The 23,474-nt window shown below is 50.6% G+C and carries 19 protein-coding genes and 1 riboswitch; of the genes, 6 read left to right on the top strand and 13 right to left on the bottom strand.

Annotated elements, in window-relative coordinates:
* Positions 1–17: 17 nt before the first annotated feature.
* From eno to AC2FC2_RS11795, 4 genes are all read right to left on the bottom strand, one after another.
* Complete coding sequence (gene eno / locus AC2FC2_RS11810; RefSeq protein WP_490659268.1) at positions 18–1,298, bottom strand: phosphopyruvate hydratase; 1,281 nt, start codon at positions 1,296–1,298, stop codon at positions 18–20.
* Between the two features lie 14 nt (positions 1,299–1,312).
* Positions 1,313–1,741 (bottom strand): universal stress protein, encoded by a 429-nt coding sequence (locus AC2FC2_RS11805; RefSeq protein ID WP_490659267.1) that lies wholly within the window; start codon positions 1,739–1,741, stop codon positions 1,313–1,315.
* A gap of 3 nt (positions 1,742–1,744) precedes the next feature.
* Positions 1,745–2,647: a DHHA2 domain-containing protein gene (locus AC2FC2_RS11800; protein WP_490659266.1), complete on the bottom strand. Its 903-nt coding sequence runs from the start codon at positions 2,645–2,647 to the stop codon at positions 1,745–1,747.
* A gap of 105 nt (positions 2,648–2,752) precedes the next feature.
* Positions 2,753–2,827, bottom strand: a riboswitch (Fluoride riboswitch).
* Between the two features lie 295 nt (positions 2,828–3,122).
* The gene (locus AC2FC2_RS11795; protein ID WP_490659265.1) at positions 3,123–3,692 is read right to left on the bottom strand and encodes a DJ-1/PfpI family protein; all 570 of its coding nucleotides are present in this window, start codon (positions 3,690–3,692) and stop codon (positions 3,123–3,125) included.
* A gap of 715 nt (positions 3,693–4,407) precedes the next feature.
* On the opposite strand from AC2FC2_RS11795, the gene AC2FC2_RS11790 reads away from it, so the two are divergent.
* Both AC2FC2_RS11790 and AC2FC2_RS11785 read left to right on the top strand, forming a co-directional pair.
* Positions 4,408–6,111, top strand: coding sequence for a hypothetical protein (locus AC2FC2_RS11790; protein ID WP_490659264.1), 1,704 nt, complete (start codon positions 4,408–4,410; stop codon positions 6,109–6,111).
* Positions 6,112–6,124: 13 nt separating this feature from the next.
* The gene (locus AC2FC2_RS11785) at positions 6,125–9,541 is read left to right on the top strand and encodes a hypothetical protein (RefSeq protein ID WP_490659263.1); all 3,417 of its coding nucleotides are present in this window, start codon (positions 6,125–6,127) and stop codon (positions 9,539–9,541) included.
* A gap of 201 nt (positions 9,542–9,742) precedes the next feature.
* Here the strand turns inward: AC2FC2_RS11785 and AC2FC2_RS11780 are convergent, their stop codons facing one another.
* Entirely contained in the window at positions 9,743–11,017 is a 1,275-nt protein-coding gene (locus AC2FC2_RS11780; protein WP_209633491.1) for a Glu/Leu/Phe/Val family dehydrogenase, read from the bottom strand.
* Positions 11,018–11,701: 684 nt separating this feature from the next.
* Between AC2FC2_RS11780 and AC2FC2_RS11775 the strand changes: the two genes are divergently transcribed.
* Both AC2FC2_RS11775 and AC2FC2_RS11770 read left to right on the top strand, forming a co-directional pair.
* Complete coding sequence (locus AC2FC2_RS11775) at positions 11,702–12,334, top strand: helix-turn-helix transcriptional regulator (protein WP_490659262.1); 633 nt, start codon at positions 11,702–11,704, stop codon at positions 12,332–12,334.
* Positions 12,335–12,490: 156 nt separating this feature from the next.
* Complete coding sequence (locus AC2FC2_RS11770; protein ID WP_490659261.1) at positions 12,491–13,444, top strand: bifunctional helix-turn-helix transcriptional regulator/GNAT family N-acetyltransferase; 954 nt, start codon at positions 12,491–12,493, stop codon at positions 13,442–13,444.
* Here the strand turns inward: AC2FC2_RS11770 and AC2FC2_RS11765 are convergent.
* Positions 13,428–13,790, bottom strand: coding sequence for a winged helix-turn-helix transcriptional regulator (locus tag AC2FC2_RS11765; RefSeq protein WP_209633483.1), 363 nt, complete (start codon positions 13,788–13,790; stop codon positions 13,428–13,430). The two genes, AC2FC2_RS11770 and AC2FC2_RS11765, sit on opposite strands and share 17 nt — an antisense overlap.
* Positions 13,791–13,896: 106 nt before the next feature.
* Between AC2FC2_RS11765 and AC2FC2_RS11760 the strand changes: the two genes are divergently transcribed.
* Positions 13,897–14,451 carry an NAD(P)H-dependent oxidoreductase gene (locus AC2FC2_RS11760; protein WP_265553272.1) on the top strand — a complete coding sequence of 185 codons (555 nt, stop codon included), beginning with the start codon at positions 13,897–13,899 and terminating at the stop codon, positions 14,449–14,451.
* Between the two features lie 37 nt (positions 14,452–14,488).
* On the opposite strand, the gene AC2FC2_RS11755 is transcribed toward AC2FC2_RS11760, so the two are convergent.
* Complete coding sequence (locus AC2FC2_RS11755) at positions 14,489–15,265, bottom strand: NAD(P)H-dependent oxidoreductase (RefSeq protein ID WP_490659260.1); 777 nt, start codon at positions 15,263–15,265, stop codon at positions 14,489–14,491.
* A gap of 86 nt (positions 15,266–15,351) precedes the next feature.
* Here AC2FC2_RS11755 and AC2FC2_RS11750 point away from each other — a divergent pair, with 86 nt between their 5' ends.
* Positions 15,352–16,248 (top strand): LysR family transcriptional regulator, encoded by an 897-nt coding sequence (locus AC2FC2_RS11750; RefSeq protein ID WP_404759596.1) that lies wholly within the window; start codon positions 15,352–15,354, stop codon positions 16,246–16,248.
* Positions 16,249–16,265: 17 nt separating this feature from the next.
* Here AC2FC2_RS11750 and tehA read toward each other — a convergent pair whose 3' ends face one another.
* The 6 genes from tehA to AC2FC2_RS11720 form a co-directional block, all read right to left on the bottom strand.
* On the bottom strand, positions 16,266–17,249 hold the full coding sequence (tehA, locus tag AC2FC2_RS11745; RefSeq protein WP_490659259.1) for a dicarboxylate transporter/tellurite-resistance protein TehA: 984 nt from the start codon (positions 17,247–17,249) through the stop codon (positions 16,266–16,268).
* A gap of 297 nt (positions 17,250–17,546) precedes the next feature.
* Positions 17,547–18,293 carry a helix-turn-helix transcriptional regulator gene (locus tag AC2FC2_RS11740; RefSeq protein ID WP_490659258.1) on the bottom strand — a complete coding sequence of 249 codons (747 nt, stop codon included), beginning with the start codon at positions 18,291–18,293 and terminating at the stop codon, positions 17,547–17,549.
* A gap of 65 nt (positions 18,294–18,358) precedes the next feature.
* Positions 18,359–18,871, bottom strand: a complete 513-nt coding sequence (locus AC2FC2_RS11735) for a Csu type fimbrial protein (protein ID WP_265553263.1) — start codon at positions 18,869–18,871, stop codon at positions 18,359–18,361.
* A 50-nt stretch (positions 18,872–18,921) separates the two neighbouring features.
* The gene (locus tag AC2FC2_RS11730) at positions 18,922–20,028 is read right to left on the bottom strand and encodes a Csu type fimbrial protein (protein ID WP_490659257.1); all 1,107 of its coding nucleotides are present in this window, start codon (positions 20,026–20,028) and stop codon (positions 18,922–18,924) included.
* Positions 20,025–22,433 (bottom strand): fimbria/pilus outer membrane usher protein, encoded by a 2,409-nt coding sequence (locus AC2FC2_RS11725; RefSeq protein WP_490659256.1) that lies wholly within the window; start codon positions 22,431–22,433, stop codon positions 20,025–20,027. The genes AC2FC2_RS11730 and AC2FC2_RS11725 overlap by 4 nt, the downstream gene beginning before the upstream one ends.
* Entirely contained in the window at positions 22,423–23,133 is a 711-nt protein-coding gene (locus tag AC2FC2_RS11720; RefSeq protein WP_490659338.1) for a fimbrial biogenesis chaperone, read from the bottom strand. The genes AC2FC2_RS11725 and AC2FC2_RS11720 overlap by 11 nt, the downstream gene beginning before the upstream one ends.
* Positions 23,134–23,474: the final 341 nt, after the last annotated feature.

Below are 23,474 nucleotides of genomic sequence, written 5' to 3'. Positions count from 1 at the left end.
GCAGACGCACAATAAGCTCATTTAAAGGCAGACTTCCCTGCAAATCTTGCCGATGAGCCTAACTCATCCTCAATTCTCATGAGTTGATTGTATTTTTCAATACGCTCCCCCCGGCATGGCGCACCCGTTTTTAGATGGCCGGCGCGCATTGCTACTGTCATATCAGCGATAAAACTGTCCACTGTTTCACCACTGCGGTGTGAGATAAAAGCCCCCCAATTATTGTCATGACAAAGCTGAACTGCGTCAAAGGTTTCACTGAGGGATCCAATCTGGTTAAGTTTAATTAATGCGGCATTGGCGAGGTTTTCGTCAATACCGCGCTGAATATACTTCACGTTGGTCACGAATATGTCGTCACCTACCAGTTCTACCTGGTCTCCCAATGTATCGTGGAGAATTTTCCATCCTGTCCAATCATCCTCAGCGAGGCCATCTTCAATCAAAACAATCGGGAAGTTTTTAACCAATGTCTGGTAATAGTTCGTCATCTCCTGCGAAGTAAGCTCGGTATTCTCTGTGTGCAAGTGATATTTGCCGTTACGATAAAACTCGCTAGAGGCAGGATCCATACAAATGACAATATCTTCGCCTGGGCGATAACCCGCTTGCTCAATCGCCAGAACAATCAATTCCAGGGGCTCACGATTAGAAGAAACGGCAGGTGCAAAGCCACCTTCATCTCCCACACCTGTCGACAGCCCCTTTTCAAGAAGGACTTGGCGGAGTGAATGATAGACTTCGCTACCCCAGCGCATGGCCTCCCTGAATGTCGGTGCTCCGTAAGGCGCAATCATGTACTCCTGAAAATCAGCACCTTGTCCACGGGCATGAACCCCCCCGTTGATGATATTCATGCACGGCACAGGGAGGAGATTTGCCCCAATACCGCCAAGATAGCGGTACAAAGGCGTATGGCATAACTGCGCGGCGAGTCGTGCTACCGCCAATGACACGCCCAAAATAGCATTTGCACCCAGATGTTCCTTGTTATCCGTTCCATCCAGAGCAATCATAATGTCATCTATGCCACGCTGATCGCGTACATCATGCCCTTTAAGGCTGTCATTAATCTTGGTGTTAATAGTTTCGACTGCGTTGAGGACGCCTTTTCCTCCAAAGCGAGTTTTATCATTATCGCGCCGCTCGATGGCCTCACGGGAACCCGTACTGGCTCCGGAAGGTACAGAGGCTCTTGCAAAGGTGCCGCAGGGGGTAATGACATCGACTTCAACGGTCGGGTTACCTCGGGAGTCCAGAATTTCTCGGGCAACAATCTTCTCAATAATAAAGCTCATATAAACCTCGTATATCAGTGAGTAGAAATATGTTTAATCAACACATCGACGGTCAGGCGGTTAATAAACGCAATGGAATGTGATGAGAACATCCCAAACAGCCTGTTTTTATGGCCCAGAATGACCAGATCAACACCTGTGTCAGTGATGCAGATATCGACGTCTTGGAATCGATCGATCGTGACAATTTCTTTTACATCAACAGGGAAGCCGGCTGATACCACTAGCCTGCTTAACATGGCTTTTGCCGCGATAACGTTGGCAGACTGGCGGTCTTTTGTTAAAGAATCAGAGGCAATATCGAGTTCACGGTAATCCGAAGTGAGGTGTCCAAGGGTGATAGCCGTTCCTTGTTCCTGAAGACGGTGAGCAACACTTTGGAGTAGACGTTGTCCGTCAGACTCATCGCTGATCAATAAGAGAGCATGTTTATACATTGGCATTGACTACCTCGATAACCTTGATATAGCCCTCGTCAGCCAGGGGAGGATGTCTTTTTTCCTACTGATAACCCCCGGCAAGGACAAACAGGTGAAGTTGAGTGCATTATTTTCTGAGAAATATAACGTTGAGTTTTTTTGAAAAATATCCGTGAAAGCCATTATTGCTATATCGACATCGCCGGAATGACCTTCCTTCTCAAGCGCGGCAATAAGGTCTGGAAGAAGGGTTTCTACTTCAGACATGGCTGCGATTTCAATTTGTGAAAGTAACACCGACAGGCCGTCAATTTGGTAGCGTTTGGCATCTCTCATGAGAAGAGTATGGGGATTTTTCCCTTGGATATCGGTTTTAGCGGCCAGCAAGCCCTTAACAAAGGCGTCATAGTTAAGCTTGCTGATGGGGATTAAAGCCTCTATGGCGGCAATATCATGGAGGGTAGTGGTCGGTGAACTGAGGGCGACAGTATCACTCAAAATGGCTCCTAGCATCAGGGTCGCCTGAGCTTTGGATATAGGCAGTTGGCTCTCACGGGCAAGGATTTGCCAGATGATTGTGGCACTGCATCCGACAGACCGTATCCAAACGTCGGGAGGATTTTGCGTCATGACAGTGCCTAGCCGGTGGTGGTCAATGATGCCGATAATATTACTGAGAGCTAAAGAAAGGGGGCCTTGTTCCGCATCGGTAAAGTCGACCAGCCAGACCGGTTTACCATTCAGATCTTCGATCAATAGTGGAGGGGGCTCAACACCGGCTTGCTGCAGAATGAACGCAGTTTCAGCGGTGATTTCACCGAGTCGGAATGCAGTTGCGGCCTTCCCAAGCATGTTTAGCCAGTCCGCGGTCACAAGAGTGCTACAGATACTGTCACTGTCGGGATTTTGATGGCCAAAGACGTAGATCATCTTGCCGTCTCCTCTGAGGTATCAGAAGAGAAACGAATGAAGAAGAAAACGCTAATTTTTTTCATAACGGTACCTGACATACGTGCCTAAGGATAAAAGCAAAAATGTATATCAGGCGTCATCATCCGAACTGGACAGTCCGGCGGTTGGGAAAGGTGGAACACCATCACCTTGGCAAAAAGCATAGGTGAAAATCACAATGTGTGCAACAAAAGTTCAGTCTGCTATTCCCTTTTCAAAATCGTCGGAGCAGGTAGAAAATTTTTTCAAGCGCCCCCCGGAGCATGGCGTGTAGGTGCTTTATTCTGACTGAGAAGCAGGGCGACGGGGAAGCCTGTGATGGCCCTGATGTCGCCCCTGTCTTGATGACTCTCGGTATTTACCCCAACCGCAAGCAATCCTTGCCAGGGTACTGTAAGAGTGCGGTAACGCTAACCGATAAAAGACCGATAGGCGTATATGTGACGTTGTAACTCTATTGTTGCAATATTTCCGCGAATTTTGCCAACCATTGCGGATGTGCAGGCCATGCCGGGGCCGTGACCAGATTACCGTCGACGTGGGCTTGATCGATTCCGATATCCGCATAGTGACCGCCGGCCAACTGCACTTCTGGGGCACAGGCCGGGTAGGCACTACAGGTTCTCCCTTTTAAAACGCCGGCAGCGGCCAACAGCTGGGGGCCGTGGCAAACGGCGGCGATCGGTTTACGTGCCGCATCAAAGGCCTGTACCAGTTTGATAACCTGCGGATTCAAGCGCAGATACTCAGGGGCTCTGCCGCCGGGGATCAACAAGGCGTCATAGTTTTCTTCTTTCGCGGTTGAAAAGTCTGCATTCAAAGTAAAGCGATGGCCGGGTTTTTCACTGTAGGTTTGCGCACCGTCAAAATCATGGATCGCCGTCATGATGTAGTCGCCTTTAACTTTGTCGGGGCAAACCGCATCAACCTGGTGACCAATCATCTGTAATGCCTGAAACGGCACCATAGTTTCATAATCTTCGGCATAGTCGCCGACCAGCATCAGGATCTTTTTCTTACTCATGAGGACGTTCTCCGGAGGGGGAAAGGATCCCTAACATATAGCTTATGCGGGCAGGGAGCGCGAACCAGAATCAAGGCAGTGGCTTGCCTTCTCTGCGGTATCGCGTCGATACGCCTGGAAACGGCCTGCGGTGATAGGTATTATTTTACTCGCATCATGAAAGCAACTTAACAGGTATTGATTAAGGGCTTTTTGATGAAAAATTTCTTTCAATAAGATAAATAAATTAAATCTAACAACATAATCATGTTGTTAGTCTTGTTATTTTTAATGCAGGATATTTATATCAGTCAGGTTACTTGCATATACCTACTGGTATCCTATATTAAAATTTCTGCTGGAAATAGGTTTGTGGCGTGTTAATTTTTCTCGCGGAAAATTCGTGTCGAAAACAAAGCACAGCCATTACAATGCATTATTATTAACCTGCTAACAATGTATATTACTTGCATGTATTAGCGGGTGTGCGTATGCCGAGCCATATTTATCGATACGTAACGGGTTCATAAACCAACTCGTGGGAATATATTGCCAATTTTTCTGAGCAATAATTCCGTGCTTAATAACAGTAATGATACTTGCTTGTTTGTTCGCGCTTGCGGGTATTCAGTGTGGATTTTTTAGGTAATTTAAAACTCAGGAGTTTTATTGCGCAGCTAAATATAACTTAACGATATCTTTGCTTACTCAGTAGGCAACGAGGAGGCGTTTTATCATGAGTGCAAATCAATCTAATTTATCAGACTCTCACTATGGTTATGACTTTGTCGTAGCCACTTCTCAGGCCAGTATTAATGGAACGATGAAAGAATATTTATACAATTCCGTCTTCCCCACGGTAAAGATGTATTGGAATCAAGACGATCAAGGCCAGCCGGTAGCTATATCCCGAGATGAACTCTTGCAGCAAACTCAGGGAACCGATCCGCTAACCGTGCCAAGTTGGAGTCAGGGAGACCCCATGACACCTGAAATAGAAAATATTAATAACAGCAATTTCTATTTTGCCTTTGAGGCTGCTATAGGTATTCCTGCCGACATAGAGCCTAATGCAATTCCTGATATCGTTACGCTGCAACCCACTAGCCAATCAGTCATTTTCAATCTTATTTGCGCGCAGTTTACGGTCGTGACCTGCAACTTTGGCAGGCATGGCCTGACCAGTTTTTTCAGTGCCACACAACCTACCAATTCGCCCTGGCTTTTTACCTCTCTCGTTTCATTAAAACAAATTATGGATAATGCCGATCTGCCGCCGGACGTTCAGGAACAGCTTAACAATCTGGGACCGGATGCTTTCAGCGTACAGCAACTGTTTTTTGATTTAGATAACGCAGCGCTGGAGTCAACGCCAACGATCAGTGGTGTTACGCCAGGCACACCGGCCTACACGGTATTATCCGAAGTGTTTTTAGGGGCTTATTTCACGGCAATGAAAGCCAATGCCCAACCTGTGTTGAATTACTCTATCGTACAGAACACGCCCGACAACAATCCGTCGACCCTAAAGTTGACTAAAATGGAACTTGAGGTCAGCCCCTATACACCGAGCAGTACCAGCACTAATGATTTAAATACGCTTAATTATCTGTGTGAAGTCAATGGAAACAGCCTTCCACCGGCGGTACCTTTCTCCTGGAATTGGGTCGAACCTGCCGAAGAGTCCAGTTTTGACGGTGTTATTGCCATAAACAGGAATACCTTCGCAAATTATTTTAAAAGTCAGCTATCCAATTACGTATCAGCAAACTGTTATAAGGCCTGGGTGAGAGTCTGGCTTTCCGGTTTTCTTGATACGACGATCAATTACAGTTGGTCCATGACCCCTTATCAAATGCCGACCGTCGATATTCCGGCGACGGGGAGTACTATTTTAACCTATTCCTACAGCTCTTCCGACAATGATGACGCAGGGCTTGGCGGCGACATGGGCGAGATGACATTGGGTACGACATACAATGCTACCGTTACCTTTACCGGCAATACCATTGTCGTTGAGCAGAAATTTGTCGTGTCGGTCTATATTCGATCCCTGCAGTCCTCGGAAAGCTGGAAGGCAATAAACAAGACAATTACAGATACCTATACATTGGCTATCGACCAAGAAGGGCATTTATCAGCCAGTCTGATTTCAGTACCTGTCGACAATTCCGATGCTACACCGAGCACCAACTGGTTTATTGAACTCTTTACCGGTCTTAATGATCTGGTTAGTGATGTTGCCGACTGGGCCGGCAGTTTTTCTCAGACCGGATTCCACAGTATGCCGTTAAACGTTGCCCAGCGTTTCGTTTTCCCTGGAGGCAAAACATTTACCTTCAAAGACGTAGATTTTTCTAACAATCAGGACCTGGTTTCACATATTTCGTATGTTCAACCAGGACTGACAGCCAAGTCGATTAAGCCGGCTAAATTCTGAGAAGGTAAATAATATGACTACGCCAAAAGTAGAAGTCTCGGTAGAGTTGATGAAAAATTACAAACAGACGTTACTGATGTCGCCGGAGAAGCAGTTTGAAGCTCTCCAAACCCGCAGTGGCAACTCGCTTTTGTTTTCAGTGGGTTCGGACGGCGCGTTTTACGCAACCGAAGAGACGATAAAACACGATACCGGTTGGGAAAAAAACAACATCAGCGCCGGGCAGATTGCGCAGAGTTTTCCCGGGCAGAGTAACATTGTTTGTAAAATGTTCGATGCGGGGCAAAGTGTGGTTGATGGCACCGTTGGCCTGGCGATGGTGCTTAATGACGGCGTAAACGATCATTTGTTTCTGAGCCTGGGCAATTCCAACGCCGATACCGATTGGTTAAAAAAACCGGTGTGGGTTCAGTATCCGTTTGATAACCCGGCAAAGAACATCACTATTGCCGGCGTTTTTCTGAGCGAGACCCTTAACAACAAACAATATATCGTTGTCGATATATTAAGGGATCCCAGCAGCGCTGAGCATCTGATTTCCCGCTATTACATCAACACCTTGGGTACGCCCGCCTGGATGCCGCACGATGTGTCGATAGATTTGGAGGCCGGCAGCTACAGTAGCTGTTTGGGCCGCCAGTATTTGTCCGGTAGCCCTCACCAACCGACCATCGATGGGTTGTATACTGCCGGACAGGTCGACGGTAACCCGCAGTTGATTTTCCAGCCGCTGTACAATGTGTTCAACCCTGATATACCGGCGCTTTCGGCCCGTTTATCACTCCCCGGCAACCTGATTGCCGACAGCATTGCCTCCTGCCGTAAACCTAATATGTCCAGCGATCTGTATGTTTGCAGCAACGGTGGGCTTTACTGCTTTGCGAGTGATAATCAGACGGATGGCGCCATGGGTGTTTTACTGGCGCAAAGCAACCTATTTAACGGCGTGAGAAAAATGTACGCTGCGCAGTCCAACAATATGTCCGTTGTCTGGGGATTGAATGGCAGCGACGAGATTTTTTACCTTCGCTGCCCACTGGGTCAAGAGCTGGCATCGCCTTCAGCATGGAGCTATCCATTGCCGATCGTCACTGCGGTCGATCAGTTCTCGCCTTATCTGAATCGGGTGGACGACGGCAACACCTTCTTCACGGTAGCGGGCAATCTGTTGAATAAATGGGTGAAATCGACCGACAATACGCTGTGGACGTCACAGAGTATTACGCTGCCTTCGCCGGATATTAAAGATACCCAAAAGTACAGCTCCTATACCACCCGGATCCAGGTCAGCGATGAGAATAACCAACCGCTTGCAGGGGAGAGGGTCTCCATCAGCGCCGGTTCCAGAGTCGGCGTCTATATCAATCATTTGTATTATATTATTGATGCCGCCGGCATTCAGATAAATACCGATGAGTTTGGCAGCATAACCGTCATTGAATGGATAAACGGCCTGACCGGGACCCGATTGAGCGTATTACCCGCCAATGGGCCAGCCACGCTGGTGGACCCGATGGACAAACCGATGCGGAAAATCGCGCAACTTAATAGCGTCGACAGCCTGAAGCAGGCCACCATTACCCATGCTGACGGCTCGTCCAGCCCCTTGATCGGTGCCGGCGTCTCCAATGCGGAACTGCAAAGTGTTGCCGCATCAAATAGTCAGTTAGGCGAGGTTTACGGCACATTGGGCACTGCCGCTTTGCAGAAAACGGCATTGGCGCAACAAATGTCGCCTACATCGTCCACATTGAGCGTCGATGGGATAGATGCCCTGTGGGTCGACATCGGTGATCTTTTCAGTTGGTTGGCGTCGGGAGTGGAAGCCGTTATTCAAATCATTGAGGATGCCGCAAGCAAAACGTGGAACTTCATTGCCAGGATTGCCGGGAAGGTCTACGCGGCGGTACTGGACGCTGCTGAAAAAGTGGTGGAGGCTGCGGTTTGGGTCTTTAACGCCATCAAAACGGCTATTACGGACTTGATCCAGTTCCTGGAGTTCCTGTTCGAATTCAAGGATATCCTTATTACCCATCGCGTGATGAAAAACGTGTTTACCCAATGGGTGAAGCAAAGCGTGAACAGCTTGAGTGGCCTCAAGACGGAAGTGTCTGCGGTTTTTCTCGCGTTGCAAAACGATATCAATAGATGGGCGGATATTCCGGGGTTTAACCAAACGCCGGCTGGCACCAGCGCCGTAAATCCACCGTTGGATGGGCAAAACAGCGCGCCGGCTCAGCTCGGTTTACACCATTATCAAGGCAATATGTCGAGCGCGAGTTCGACATTCAGCTCCCCTTCGGTGGATCAGGCGATTTTTCAAGACCTGCTTAACTTGCTTGATAGCGAAGAGGCCACGTTAGTGGGCGCCTATAACGCGATCCAAACGGATATTATCGGCCAGTTTGATACGTTGTCGGTGACTCAGATCATACAGAAATTCACCGCGATTATTGTTGATACCCTACTGCAAACCACGGAGAACATTCTGCTTGCTGCTATCGATGTGTTTGTTCAATTGGCTGAGGGTTTTCTGAGCTTACTGGACGCGTCTCTTGATATTCCCGTGATTTCCTGGTTATACAAAGAATTAACCGGCGACGAACTTTCCTTCTTGGACCTGTTCTGTTTTATCGCCGCCATCCCGGCCACCCTGGTCGGTAAAATCGCCCTTGGCGCTGCTCCCTTCCCGCAAGGGGATGCATTCACTCAAGGATTACTGGAGGCCGAAGATTTTGAACAGGTCCGCCAACAGTTCTTCACGCTGGCGTCCTCTTCGCTGCCTGGTGCCAACCGATATCGCGCTGCTGAAACGCCGGTACTGGATGATGCACGTCTGAAGGTGTTTGGTCTGGTCTCCGCTTTCTTTGCCTTAGCAGGCAGCGTAGGACTGGTGGTGGTCCTTTCACTGCAACGCGTGACTGAGGAAGGCGATGGCAGTTTCGCGGCTAGTTGGCCAAAAACTTTGGCTTTGGTGGGGGCGATTGCCAATGTGTCTTATGTTTCCCCCAATCTGGCGACATTGATCAATGCGCAGACCGCCACCTGGTGGCAACAAATGAACAATACGCTGACCGGGATAAGTATTGTCAAAGGGTTCGTTAACATCCGTCTTGCGACGTTGCCAACGGGACATCTGGCCACTACGATATCTGCCGGTGTGGAGTCGGTGATCAATCTGGTCTGGAATGTGCCGGTTATCATGAATATTATTGAAAATCATGAGAAGTGGAACACCAGCTATAAATCATTGATCCCGGAGTCTATCGCAAACTTTGCCTTTAATTTCGGCGGTATACTCGAGTTTCCTATCGCCGTGACCAAGGATCCTCGGGCCAAACTGATTGAAAGCGTGATTCAATACGCGCTGATGGTCGGGTACGGCGGCATGTCGGTGATCGCCGGTGGCATCAACGAATCCTCACATTGAATCGAACCGGCGCAGCGCAATCGGTTTTGCCCGGTTGCGCTGGCGTCGTCGGTGGCGCGTGCAGGGCGCGAATGAATCTATATTGAAGAAACGCTGTTCGCCTGAAACGAAGGTCGGCACTGGAAAGGTCGTGAAACGGTTTAACGCGGGGAGGGAAGGGAAATATCCCGGCCTGCAAAGCAAGCCGGGATGAATAATGCATTAACCTGGGTAAATGCCACGCTCTTTACGGGCGGTCAGGATGCGCTCACAAGCGACGATATAAGCCGCGGTGCGCAGGCTGCACTCTTTCTCTTCTGACTTGTTCCAAACGTGGACCATAGCGTCGGTCATGATTTTGTCCATACGCTCGTTGATCTCGCTCTCGCTCCAGAAGTAGCTGGCCATGTCCTGTACCCACTCGAAGTAACTCACGGTTACGCCGCCGGCGTTACAGATAACGTCAGGTACAACGGTAATGTTGCGTGAACGCAGAACGTCGTCCGCATCTGGGTAGGTTGGGCCGTTAGCGCCTTCCAGAACCAGCTTGGCAGTGAGAATTTCTGCACGTTGACGGGTAATCTGGCCTTCCAGCGCCGCGGGGATCAGAATGTCCATATCAACAGACCAGAATGCTTCGCTTTCGATCTCACTCGCGCCAGGGAAACCGGCGATCTGCTTGTTCTTGGCTTGCCATTCGGTCAATGCAGCCAGATCGATGCCGTTAGCGTTGAACAGCGTTGCCGAGTGGTCCTGAATAACCACCACACGCGCGCCGATACCAACAAACAGGCGGGCTGCTTCGCTACCTACGTTACCAAAGCCTTGAACCGCAACTTTGGCACCTTCGATTTGCACGCCCAAACGCTTGGCCACTTCACAACCTGTCACGAACACACCGCGACCCGTCGCTTTTTCACGCCCCAGAGACCCGCCCAGATGGATAGGTTTGCCGGTGACTACGCCGGTGATAGTGGTGCCGTGGTTCATGGAGTAGGTATCCATCATCCAGGCCATCACTTTAGAGTTGGTACCCACGTCTGGTGCAGGGATATCTTTCTGTGGACCGATGATAAAGCCGATTTCGCTGGTGTAGCGGCGGGTCAATCTTTCCAGCTCGCCTTCAGACAGTTTGAAAGGATCGACGCGGATCCCCCCCTTGGCACCACCGTATGGCAGGTTGACTGCCGCACATTTGATGGTCATCCAGGCTGACAGCGCCATAACTTCATCGAGGTCAACGTCTGGGTGGTAGCGGATCCCGCCTTTACCCGGGCCGCGCGACAGGTTGTGCTGAACGCGGAAACCTTCGAAGTGGCGGATCGAACCGTCGTCCATCTGCAGAGGGATGTCGACAATTAGCGCACGCTTAGGGTGACGCAGGGTATCGACCCAACGCGACAGATCACCGAGGTAAGGCGCAACGCGGTCGATTTGTTGCAGATAGGTGGCCCAGGCCGTTGTGCTGCTTTCTGAAGCGTAGGATAGCTTTTCCATAACCAACCTTTTTTATATAGAGGTATTTATTTTGTTTAACCGTGGATTACTAAGTGCATAACACTTTTGCGACGCTAAATTTACCATTAAAAATGCCGCTTGTTAGCCCCCCCTCATCGGGCTGGAAGCCGGTTGCCAGCGGGTTTTGAGCCGTAAAAATGAATAGTTAATTACTTTTGTCAGGAGGTTCGGCGAGGTATTCATACTTTATGCACAAAAAACGCATAATTTTTGCCTTTATCTATTTGTCAGAAGCTTGAATGTGATCAAAAAGTTTCATTTTATTTAACCATCATGTTGACAATGCCGTTTCCTGACGGCTGAGTGGAATTCATGTAAACACGGCCTGCCATCGTATTTTTATTAAGCGAAAATAGCCTCAACTGGCTGATATATTAAAAATCTTATGCCATTAACGGACAGTTCACGCAAAATGTAGGCTATAGCGCTGTTCGCGCCACCGTTTTATGATTCGTGACGATATTCACTTTCCGTTAACAAAAAGGCAGGGGGTATTGTACCGCCTCGGGTTCAACATGTTTCATCACCGCAGCGGTGAGCCAAGGGAGGAATACCGCTCTCTTGCTCGGCATTCAATGGCAACTAAGGTATGCTAAGCGGCTGACCGGATGATAGAAATTGACCACTGTCATCATGGCATAATCGCTACGGAGAAAGAGCAACGTGTTGAAATCCACGTCCCAACTTGAATTATTGCAGTCAGTCGCTGACGGCATCGCTGCGCTGTTTTTTCCTAACGTGGAAGTGGTGATACACGATGTCTCAACCAACAAAATTGCCTACCTTGCCAATAATCTGTCAAAACGCAAACCAGGTGATGACGCCGGTCTGGAAGATTTTGAACTCGACAGTGATGGTCAGGTCACTGGCCCATACGAAAAGCTCAATTGGGACGGCAAAAAAATGCGCTCGGTGAGTATTGCCGCCCGGGATGAGCACGGATCCCCCCGTTATCTCTTGTGCATCAATCTGAGCACCGCCATGTTTGAGGACGCCAGGAATGCACTGGATATGTTTTTGTCGGTCACGCGCTTACAGCCTCAGCCGCAACAGTTGTTCAAAGATGACTGGCAGGAGAAGATCAATACCTTCCTGCACGAGTGGATTCGTCAACAAAACACATCGCTGGGGTCTTTAACCCGCGAGCAGAAAAAGCAGCTGGTGATCGATTTATATAAAGAAGGCGCCTTTAAAGCCAAAAGTGCCGCCGATTATATCGCCAACGTGTTATCCCTCGGCCGTGCGACAGTGTACAAATACCTGAAAGAGCTAAAAAAAGGCGAGGGCGTCGCCTAATATTTAGGGGGGATTGCGCCTGAATCAGCGTCTTTACCCCTGTCCTCAGCGCCAGAATAACTGCGTGTGTATTTTTTTCTCCGGCCGTAGCGGCTGTTTGAATTCCTGAATAACTCTGATATGGTTGTACAATACAACCATATCAGAGTACCAATCATGTCGATAACGCAATCCAGTCCGTATTTACACCCCATCAGGGATGCATCCCGCCACTTAGTGCGTGAATTGGGTTTTATGGGCAGTACCCTTGCAGGGACAGATCTGCCGCCTTCAGCCGTGCATGCATTGATTGAAATCGGGGATCGGCATGTAGATACTGCGGCAGAACTGTGTAGCGTACTCAATCTGGAGAAATCCAGCGTCAGCCGCATGTTGAACAAGTTGATCAAAACCGGAGAACTGATCACACAGCCCAGTGAGCGGGACGCACGAGAAAAGATACTGCGGTTAACGGAAAAAGGGCGCAAGACCCTGGCAGGGATCAATAGATTTGCCGAACATCAGGTACTTAACGCCCTGGAAAAGCTACCGGTTGGGGCCAGTGCCGGCATTGCCGAGGGTTTACAGCATTATGCCGCTGCATTGCGGGCACATCGCTTGGGTGAAGCATCGGTTGCTGTTCCGCCTATCGAGATCGTGAGCGGTTATCTGCCCGGATTTGTCGGCAGAGCGCTGGAAATGCACATGCAATATTATTCACGTGCGGTGGGGTTCGGTGCCTTCTTTGAAGCTACCGTCGGTTCGATGCTGTCCGAGCTCGCGAACCGACTGTCACACCCACAGAACCAAACCTGGTCCGCATTGAGCGGGGATCGTATCGTTGGTTCTGTTTCCATTGATGGTGAAAGCTTGGGGGATAACCGCGCTCATTTGCGCGCTTTCATTATTGATGACAGTTTACGCGGTCGTGGTGTTGGCCGTCAGCTTTTGAACCATGCCGTTAGTTTTTGTGACGAGCAAGGCTTTGATGAAACACACCTTTGGACGTTCAAAGGACTGGATGCTGCCCGGCACCTGTATGAAGGCGTCGGTTTTGTGCTTACAGATGAACAACCGGGTACACAATGGGGGCAGCAGATGACGGAACAGCGATTTATTCGCCGTTCTTAGGAGGCTCGCGGTGTTCCTCTCCCCAAGCACAGAGTAGATCGATGATAGGGATCAATGAGCGTCCACGTGCTGAAAGGCTGTACTCAACTTTGGGGGGGATCTGAGGATATTCCTTTCTGGAGATAATACCGTCTTTTTCCATCTCTTTTAGCGTCGCACTGAGCGTTTTATACGAAATAGTGCCAATACAGCGTTGGAGCTCATTGAACCTGAGAACCGGCTTATACTGCGCAAGCCAATACATAATTATCATTTTATATTTCCCGCTGATCACCGACAGCGTATAGCCATATCCGGTCTCTTCAAGGCTAACGCCTGTCGGGCTGCATATTTCGTTATTTGGCATTTGATACTATCCTGCGGGTTAGTATATATCGTTAAGGTGCGTACTTTACATTAAAAAAGCATAACATATGATACCCCCAGTGAACTAATCCAAAGGAATAAATCAAATGAAAACGCTGGTGGTGGTTGCACATCCTGATATAGAGAGTTCAGTGATAAATAAGGCCTGGCTGACGGAGTTACGTAAATATCCTGAACTCTATACCGTTCATGAATTATATAATGCTTACCCCGACTGGAAGATTAACGTTGAGAAAGAACAGCAACTTATTGAAGCACATGAAAAAATCGTGTTGCAGTTTCCGGTTTACTGGTTCAGCTCACCGCCGTTGCTGAAGAAGTGGCTTGACGATGTGCTCACCTACGGCTGGGCCTATGGATCCGGCAGCGGTTATAAGATGAAGGATCGTAAAGTCGCATTAGCAGTGACCGCCGGTATCAGGGAGCAGGACTATTCAACCTCGGGGCGCTATAAATATGCACTGGACGACGTCTTACGGCCATTTGAAATAACCATTAACTATGTAAGTGCGAAATATAGTGCGTATTATGCGTTCTACGGAACAGAGTCGGCATCGGATGTTGCTGCGGATAAATTGAATAATAACGACATTACCCGCAGCGCTACGGGCTATCGGTCATTTATTGCTCATATGGCGTAATATACGATGCACAGTACCCTAAATAGGGTGCACGTGATCACGATTCGATGTGCGCACTAAACCCCACCCGCTCAGGGGCAATGTCGGGTTTCAGCGTTAATGCCGGGATATCATATTCACCGGCATTCTGACGGCGGAAAGGAATGGGAGCGGTTTGCCCTAAGTTGTCCAGACGTTGCCCCAGCGCGTGGCTAATCTGGGCAAATCGAGCCTCGTCGATTCGGCCGGTACGATAAATGACGAAGGGGGGTAACACGTCGAAGCCCGGGTAATGCAAAATCCCATGCTGAATAGGGAACAGAATGTCATCGATCGGGCCGTTGATACCCCGAGCCGCGTAATGAGACTCCCATCCCCCAGTCGTCACAATCAACATTGCGCGTTTGCCAGCCAGGGTTCCTTCACCGTAACGATCTCCCCAACGTGAGTCGGAGTGTTCTCCCACGCCATAGGCAAATCCAAACGCATAGACGCGCTCAACCCAGCCTTTAAGGATCGCCGGCATTGAGAACCACCACAGTGGAAACTGCAGGATAACGGTATCTGCCCAGCGCAGTTTTTCCTGCTCAAGTGTGATGTCCATACTCTGCAGGCCTTGAGCAAACGCATGTTGAGAATCCCTGGAGGGATCAAAACGCGCACCGGGTTCTGCTGTACTGTCGTCTGCGTCAAGCGTGGCTTTCCACTGCATGGCGTACAGATCAGACACCTTAACTTCGTGGCCTGCGGCCTTGAGATGTTGGATTGAAAACGTTTTGAGTGAACCATTCAGTGACTGCGGTTCAGGGTGAGCATAGACGAGTAAGACGTTCATTGTAGGACCTCCAGTAATTGATGGAGGCCAGAGTAGGCTGTTGTCAGCTATATTAGAAATGAATTTCTAATATTATAGGTATTACCATGGATAATATCAGACGACTGGATCTTAATTTGCTGGTCACGCTGGATACTTTGCTTGCTGAACATAATGTGACCCGTGCGGCGCTGCGACTGAACCTTTCCCAACCTTCTGTCAGCGTTCATCTTGCCAAGCTTAGGGATATTTTTAACGATCCTTTGCTGCTGCCTGGGCCACGCGGAATGCGACCGACCGCGCGTGGCGATGCATTGCGCGAACCTTTGCGTCTGGCGCTTGAAGCCCTGGACCGCGCAGTATCACCTGCGAAACCCTTTGATCCTCAGGTTGCGGACAACATCTGGCGCGTGGCCGCTTTTGATTACGGTGAATCGACCATTGTTCAACCGTCGTTGCTTGGCTTACGCACTGCGGCGCCGCATAGCCGCTTGGCTGTGATTGAAACGGCACCGTCACGCATTGCGAAACAGGCAGAACTGGGGGAGATTGATTTGGCTTTCCATACGCGTGAAGGCTCGCCGCCTAATCTGCGTCAGCGGATCCTGTTTAGTGAACGTTATGTGCTGGTCGGTCGTGCGGGGCACCCAGGCCTGCAAAAAACGCCGTCACTGGCTCAGTTTTGCATGCTGGAGCATGTCATGGTGTCGCCGGACGGCGGGGGGTTTTTCGGTGTGACGGATAACGTGCTGGCAGACGCCGGGTTAAGCCGAAGAGTCGTGCTCTCTGTGCCACACTTCCTGTTTGTGATGTCGGTGTTGGCAAGCTCAGAGCTGGTGGCGATGCTGCCTTCACGCCTGGTGCGTAATAATAGCGCCTTGCAGGTCGTTGAACCGCCCGTTGAGATTCCGGGGTTCGAAATGGCAATGCTGTGGCATGAGCGTTCCCACCGTGACCCGGCACACCAATGGTTGCGCGAACATATCGTCGCGTCGGTAAGCTGAGAGCCTGCTCCTTGCCTTCAGGGATGTTTAGCGTATTTCAGTAAGTCACCCTGAAACAGCAAAATCAGTGTACGAACGAATAACAGGCCGATCAGAACATTGCTGAAAATGAAAAGGGGCAAGGCGAGGGTGGGTAATATCCCCCCGTGACTGGCATGCCCCAAATGCAGGGCGGTTGTGGCGAGCGCAGAAAGCCCGAATGAAAAGCTCCAGAATGCGGGATTAAAGGGGCCTTTCAGATACCAGGGAAACAGGCGGACCATAAACAACAGCTGCAGCAGACCGTAGCCAAAAAGCATTTTGGCCAGTACGTCCGCCTCACCGCCATTAACCGCCAGCCAGGCGCTACAGGCGACCAACGCCGGTGCCAGTTGAATACCAAGAGAAAGCCGTACCGGTTCCGGCATTTCCCCGTGACTGCGCAGGCGCTGTAAAATAGCCGGTTCCAGGCTCAGCCAGGAAAGGACACCCGCCCCGAGGAACAGCAGACCCAGATCCTGGAACCCCAGTGCTCCGCAAGCCATGCAACTGATAAAGTTATTGGCGACCGTGGGTAAGTAGAGCCCAGGGGTAGTGGCTTCAGCAGGGTGTGTTCCTCGCCACAGGCCGGCACTTTGCCAGGCGGCATAGCTCAGTTGCGCCACGGCGCCCACCGTGAACATAGCGACGGCGAGTGAACGCCACCAGGGCACAATGCCAATGGCGACCAGAATAGTCGTGGCGGGGAATAAACTGACATAGCTGCTCATGAGAGGATGTTTAATCTCGGCTTTCACGCTGAGAGGAAAACGCCATAACCGGTATATAAAAGCGCAGCTCAACAGAAACCAGATGAGGGTAGCGATGACCACCAGCCCTTCACCGACGAGAGCGGGGACAGGCAGAATAGTGGCGGCATAACGCCACCCAAAGCCTGCGCCAATGATACCCAATACCATGCCAAAATAGCCCGCGGGTAAATTCAGGAAACGGGCATCTGGGGTCGACTCAGATTTATTCATTTTGTTTAATATTTAAAATATATTTTAAGCGATCTTAGCGAGTTTAGGGATTGGAAGCAATAACACTTAGGGAGGGAGTATGCCCTTCAGCGAGGTGCGGTGGGAACAATGTTGGGGCGAGTGGCTTTGACGCTAACCCCGGTGTTGGCATGTGTAGTCACTGCCCCAACATTGTAATCTCAAAGACGTTAATTCAATGTAATTTTGGTTTGGCCACGGGCTCCCGTTATCCACTTTCAAACGGGGGGCACGGATGCCTTGTTGAGGCTGGTTAATTCACCGAATATTCTTGCTCGCTCACCAATTTGGCCGCTTCTGCTTTGAACGCGGGCGAGTGATTCTTCTGGATGCCGTATTGCTCAAAGAAACATCGCTGCTGATGGCTTCGATCGGCTCGCTGAGCGTCAACCATTCTGGATCTAACAGCAGTAGCTGCATTTTATTATCAATGCCCAGTTTTCTCATGGCGCTGTACTTGCGGCTGGCAATGGTTTTTTTGGGTGATTGCCGTTTCTGGGCAATAGCCTCCAACTGCATCCCCATCAAAAAGTCATACATGACCGCTTTCTCTCTATCATTGAGATTTTGCACCCGTGCTTTTAACGGAGGCTGAATCTCCATTTCATTGATTTTGTTGATTAATGGACTATGTACATACCTATTGCAACAGCCTTGCATCAGATAATAGGCAAGAATGGGGGTCGGCTCATCCTTGTGCAGCAACACGTACGGCAGGGAGGTAATAAGATTTCGAATGATCAAAGTGTCGCCACCAGAGATGATAAAGCCCGTCTGTCTTGGGTTGAGCATTCGAAAATCGCTTATCACACTTTTTTCCCTATCAAGATTACTGAGACGATCGGAAAGGTAAAAAATGATAATGCTTTTGCTGTGGTGTTGATAATCATGCGTGAAATCAGTCAGATTTTTCTCTGAGAAATAGTGGGTCATTTTTATGGGCATCGGCACAGTTTCCAAAAACTGAGGAAATATGTGCTTCATGCTCGCGGTGAAATCAACCAATGTTGCTGATATTTGTGTCATTGCTTCTTTCCTAACCAAAACCGTTCTTTTTCACCGCCCCAGGAGACTGAGGCGGTGAAAATATCTTAGTAAGTCACTGTCAGAGTCACTGTGTCCAGATAGTTTCCTGGACTTGGTAGCGCGGTGCCTGCCGGGATTCGGCCATAGATATTGATGTTTTGCGACAGACCATTACCCGTTCCGCTAGCGAAGGTGGTGCCATTGGCAATTTGCGTGCTGCGCGCGTTATCTGAGAACAGGTTGTACGGCAGGCGATTGCTGCCATTCGCCATTTGACGTTGCTGGTCGTCGGCATTGCTGCCAAGGTTTGCCGCAACGTCATAAGTGGTACCGTTAGTGCAAATGATCGACAGGGCCGAACCGGCCGTGGTCGCCTCGGCATCGACATTATTTTCCAGATTGGAAAGGGTGCCGAAATCGAGTAGGGCATTGCCCAGGGTCGAGCCCGCGTTAGAATCCAGATAGCAGGAAGACTGAACGACTGCCTGTACGGTAAGTGTTGCCGTTGTCGTGGCGGCCATAACCGGCGTAGCAACCAGACTGGACAGAATGGCGAAAGGTACGAATGTATTGCGCATGGAAAACTCCCTTTGAGTATTGATAAATAACGAACCGCAGAAGCGGCTGTTCAGTAGGCTACGGTGACCATCACCGTGTCCGAATAAGTCCCGACGTTACCAGGCACCGGGGTCCCCGCCGGAATAAGTCCATAGACCGTTAGCGTTTGGCTGGCACCGTTGCCTGCACCACTGACACCGCCTATCCCGCCGGTTTGCGTTGTGCCGCCTGTTTCATCCCAAACTCGGGTGTGGGCACTGTCCTGGTAGAGTTGATAGGGAAGCTGCGCCTGTGCGTTGGCCATTCGCCGGTATCCATCAGAGGCAGGATTGTTACCACTCCCCAGGTAGAGGGTATAAGGCTTGCCTGAACTGCACTGTACGGTTACCGCCCCTTCGGCGAAGCGCGCCGTTTTAAGCTGGCCAACGTCATCGAGGGTGCCAAAATTGACGCCACGCGTACTGAGGCTGCAGCTATCCGTGACCTGTGTAATGATTTGGATACCGCCAGAGGTGGTGGTGGACGAGCCACCGTCACAGGTCGCGGGCGGAGTCCCACCGCTTACGGCCTGAAAACGCAGGGTGAACGGCGGGTTATAGCTGTGATAAATGTTGGCCGGCAAGGCACCCTGGCCGCTGGCAATCCGTGCATAAATGGGGATACTGCCATTGTTGCTGACATAGGTGCTGCCGTTCCCGGCAGACAGCGTAAAGTCGACGACCAGAGGCGTTCCGGCATTCTCTGGCATCAGGATTTGCGAGTGCGCGCTGTCGGCATACAGGTTATAGGCCAGATACGCTTCACCGGTGCCGGTCACGTTATTGTTCTTCAGATAGCGCCAGGGCTGGTAACCTGCCTGGTTTCCCGGATCTTCCCCCATCGTCAGGCACAACCTGAAGGTTGCACGCGGATCGGGATCGCCCCATGAGAAACCAACCGCGCAGCTAAACCCAATTGTCTGGGCACTGTCGACCGCAGTCGTGGAGGAATAGGTTCCAAGGTTCATTTGGCCACCGGTGAACTGACAGGATGGCGATGAAATCTCGGCCTGAACGGAGGTGGGCACGACCAGTGAGCTGCTCACCAGCAAGATCCCCAGGCTGTAAGTCCAAAGCGTTTTCCCCGTGCCGGGCCGCAACCTGCAAGTGACAACGGGGGAAGATAACGGCATTTTCATTCGCACCTCACTGGGCCAATCATGGGTTGAACCGGACCCTTTAGGTCATAATCAAAGCGAGCGGAACACTGACCGGCAGCACCGAGATCGACGGTCACGTGGTTGTGTGCCACTAAGCCTTTTACATAGAGTTGCCCTTCATAGCCGACCAGACTAACGTCGCCGTTATCCTGACGCGCCGGGTAGCCCGGCGGGATAGGCTGCCCATGGCGATCCTGCAGAAGGACGATTGCGGCATGGTTGATTCGGGTTCCGAAGTCAACCACCGCGCCTTGGCGATAGCCTGACAGCGCCGTACGCTCGGTGGCGGCAGCTTCCCAACCGTCCGGTAAGGTCGCAGGATCGATAGACACACTTTGGTTGTAATAAGGGCGGGTATCGGGCAGCAGTGCACTGCCATTACTGTTCGTGGTCGCCATACGCACGCCACCCTGAAGTACGTCGACATGTGGGCCGGCATTTTTCACAATGGTGTAGGCATCGCCAATTTTGTTGGTGGCAAACATACCGCTGTCACTGGCCAGCAATGCCCCTTCGGCCGAAAACTCACTGCTGGTGGCAGAACCGTACTGATTGATCTGGGCGCGTAACTGAGCCAGAGCTGCGCGATAGCTCATGTAAGCGTTCCGCTGATCGTCTTTGCCTTGATACGTCGTATTGGCGACACCCCAACCAACGGCTCCCTGACGCTGATCGGCCACCCCGGAAATGCGTTGACTAAAGCCGGTCACCCCGTTGTCACGACTGATCCCCGCCGCGGCGTTGATATTGCCGCCAAGAAAGATATTGAGCGTCAGAAAGGCACCGTACCGGCCGCTGTGATTAAGATCCGAATAGAGGTTGGCAGACAACGTGCTGCTTTGGCTCAACGCCCGCGATACAGACAAATTGAGCGTGCGTGTTTCGTCGCTCTGGCTGACGATGCGGTTGTAGCTCATGTTGGTTGAAAGCCGATCGAACGGCGTCATATTGACACCGAGGCGGTCGATAACGCTGGCTTGGGCCGTATTGGCCAGCCAGTAATCCGTCTTGTCTGCCACTCTGTTTAGGGTGTTTCTGCGTGCCAGGCGGGTGTTGGATACCCGCGCGAGGTCAAAATAGTCCTCAAAGGTACGCACCGTACCGGCATACATCTGCACGCCTGCAATACGGCCTTCAATACTCACGCTGGTTTTTTGGCCGGTATAGTCTTCATAACGGCTGGCTGACCAGGAACTGCTGATCACGCCGTAACCACCCAGTCCGTGAGACACTGCGCCCCCCAGGTTAGCCAGCCCGTCAGCGGAGAATTCGCTGTGACTCTCCAGTGTGACTGAACGGTTTAAGCCATAACGCAGGGAGTTGGCAGCAAACAGCGTGTTGTCATAATCGTCGCTTTTGCTGCCATAGTTAAAACGGGGAACCCCAACGTCCAGCGAGAATTGGAACAGCTCTGGCTGCAACAACCTGGCGGTATAGTAGTAAGGCTGAGTGGTGGTGATTTGCCGACCGGTAGCATCGGTCGCGACCAGGGTTACATTTCCCCCCGAGACATAAGGCAGTGATTTGATATCAAAAGGGCCTGAAGGCACAGCGCCTGAGTAAACCTTTTGTTGGTTGACAAATAAGTCGAGCGTGGAAGGTAATGCCGCAGAACTGGAGAACTCCGGCAAGGCGGCCGTGACCAAATCTGAGCGTTGATCGAAGGCGCTGGCCCACTGGAAACCGGCCAGTCGGACGCTACTGTTCCAGGCCAAGGCATTACTGACAAAGTCACCGGCGGTATAAGCCCGTACGCTCTCGGGGTTGATATAGCGCCAGTAGCTATCCAGGCGTACCTGTTTGCTGCCGTTATAGTTACCACTGCCGTTATACAATCCACTGGTTGAAATCACGCCCATTCGCCCAGTAAACAAGGCCTCGGCTGAACCGGCCAACTGATTTTTACCCTCGGTGCGGCTGTGGTAAACCCCGTAGTTAAGAATGGCCGCCGGCGCGGCGCTGATCTGCGAGAAGTCAGGTGCCAGATTCGCTTCACCAATATTGACCGCGTAGGCGTTCAATTGGCTCTCAGGGATCGACAATGCCAATGTCTGCGTTGCTTCATTATATTGCACGCGGATGCCAGGCAACTCGTTTAGCGCCTGCGGTGCCGTATCCGCAATGGCGGCAGGCACTTTTATACGTAAAAGGCGTAAATCGCCCGCAGACGCGCTGAAATGCCCATCGGGAAAACGCTGAACCGCAAGCAGTTCTCCGGTGGATGACCCATTGAGGGTAACGGCTAAAAGCAGCGATTGGGTGCCCGTGAGGTGCCCGGGTTCAATCTGGCTGGCAAAAGCCAGAGGTGTAGCGCTGAACAGCAAGCCAATCATCGCCTTGTTCAGTGCACCATACCAAGGGCACGAATTTGGATTACTGCGCATACAGCGTTTCTTCAATCGGCAGGTAGCCATCCTTGGCCCTCAGGGTGACTGATTGACCTTTTGTCAGTTTCACCCGTGCGTTTGGCTGCGTCACGGTGAACGTTCGTGATGTCCCCGCCAGAACATAGCCGTTTAAACCCGCGCCAAAGCTGACGGGAACGTTGTTGACGCTCAGTGTGAGTTGGCTGATTTTGGCGTGACGCTTACCGGTGTTGTGGACTTCGGCATGTATTCCGTTGGCATCTTGCCAGGTGCGCCAGACCAGTTGGGCGAAAGCCTTATCGTCAACCACGAAAACCGGAAGGGAAGTCCGCAGTATCATTGAAATACCTGGATTGAACGTTCTTGGATCAACCGGGCGGGGTAATTCATCAATCAGTAAACGATAACTTAACTCAGAAGACGCTGGGGCCACGGCAGTACGTGCCACACGCACGGTATAAGAAGCGCCCGCAGGTACGGTGACGGCGGGGGGGCTAATCATGAGTTCTGAGGTTGGAGCAAGATGATCCTGCCCATTTTGCTGCGACCAGGCGAAGGCGCGTAACTGCAAACTGACGGCTTCAGTGCCAGAGTTTGTTAGGTTCAAGGCGGTTGCCTTCTGCGACGCCTGCATCTCGATATTAACCGGAGAAATTCTGATTGATGCTGCCTGCGCAGGAAATAAAGAAGGCAATAGAAAGCATAGGCCGAGAGACATTCCCGAAGGGATTATCATGCTATTTTTCGCTTTCATTACCGTTATTGAAATAAATTTACAAATCATAAAAATCCCAATCTTTCCGCGTTGTTTTCAGGAAAAAAACACAAAGGCGTGCCGTATTAACTTGATAGCGTCGTCTTTATTTGTAGGGTTTTTATTGATTTTTAAAATCTATATTTTTGTGGGGCTCACTATAATGACTCGAATGTTGAATGTCAGGTTGTTTAAACCGATCTTAAATCAACCTAACGATAGGTGGTGTCTATTAAAATTTGGTCTTCGATATGAAATCTCGATCGATTGATTCGGTGATATATGCCGTAAAATGCTAATTAACC

The organism is Serratia sp. CoH_122_TC_1, assembly GCF_058191755.1.
Note: the sequence above shows the minus strand (reverse complement) of the source record. Positions and strands in the feature narration are given on the sequence as shown.

Bases quoted from the DNA above. Each gene is read 5' to 3' on its own strand.
- AC2FC2_RS11770 (WP_490659261.1), top strand. From the start codon at position 12,491: ATGTCGATAACGCAATCCAGTCCGTATTTACACCCCATCAGGGATGCA.
- AC2FC2_RS11800 (WP_490659266.1), bottom strand. From the start codon at position 2,647: ATGATCTACGTCTTTGGCCATCAAAATCCCGACAGTGACAGTATCTGT.
- tehA (WP_490659259.1), bottom strand. From the start codon at position 17,249: ATGAATAAATCTGAGTCGACCCCAGATGCCCGTTTCCTGAATTTACCC.
- AC2FC2_RS11785 (WP_490659263.1), top strand. From the start codon at position 6,125: ATGACTACGCCAAAAGTAGAAGTCTCGGTAGAGTTGATGAAAAATTAC.
- AC2FC2_RS11735 (WP_265553263.1), bottom strand. From the start codon at position 18,871: ATGCGCAATACATTCGTACCTTTCGCCATTCTGTCCAGTCTGGTTGCT.
- AC2FC2_RS11780 (WP_209633491.1), bottom strand. From the start codon at position 11,017: ATGGAAAAGCTATCCTACGCTTCAGAAAGCAGCACAACGGCCTGGGCC.
- AC2FC2_RS11765 (WP_209633483.1), bottom strand. From the start codon at position 13,790: ATGCCAAATAACGAAATATGCAGCCCGACAGGCGTTAGCCTTGAAGAG.
- AC2FC2_RS11720 (WP_490659338.1), bottom strand. From the start codon at position 23,133: ATGTCTCTCGGCCTATGCTTTCTATTGCCTTCTTTATTTCCTGCGCAG.
- eno (WP_490659268.1), bottom strand. From the start codon at position 1,298: ATGAGCTTTATTATTGAGAAGATTGTTGCCCGAGAAATTCTGGACTCC.
- AC2FC2_RS11795 (WP_490659265.1), bottom strand. From the start codon at position 3,692: ATGAGTAAGAAAAAGATCCTGATGCTGGTCGGCGACTATGCCGAAGAT.
- AC2FC2_RS11755 (WP_490659260.1), bottom strand. From the start codon at position 15,265: ATGAACGTCTTACTCGTCTATGCTCACCCTGAACCGCAGTCACTGAAT.
- AC2FC2_RS11750 (WP_404759596.1), top strand. From the start codon at position 15,352: ATGGATAATATCAGACGACTGGATCTTAATTTGCTGGTCACGCTGGAT.
- AC2FC2_RS11790 (WP_490659264.1), top strand. From the start codon at position 4,408: ATGAGTGCAAATCAATCTAATTTATCAGACTCTCACTATGGTTATGAC.
- AC2FC2_RS11725 (WP_490659256.1), bottom strand. From the start codon at position 22,433: ATGCGCAGTAATCCAAATTCGTGCCCTTGGTATGGTGCACTGAACAAG.
- AC2FC2_RS11740 (WP_490659258.1), bottom strand. From the start codon at position 18,293: ATGACACAAATATCAGCAACATTGGTTGATTTCACCGCGAGCATGAAG.
- AC2FC2_RS11805 (WP_490659267.1), bottom strand. From the start codon at position 1,741: ATGCCAATGTATAAACATGCTCTCTTATTGATCAGCGATGAGTCTGAC.
- AC2FC2_RS11760 (WP_265553272.1), top strand. From the start codon at position 13,897: ATGAAAACGCTGGTGGTGGTTGCACATCCTGATATAGAGAGTTCAGTG.
- AC2FC2_RS11730 (WP_490659257.1), bottom strand. From the start codon at position 20,028: ATGAAAATGCCGTTATCTTCCCCCGTTGTCACTTGCAGGTTGCGGCCC.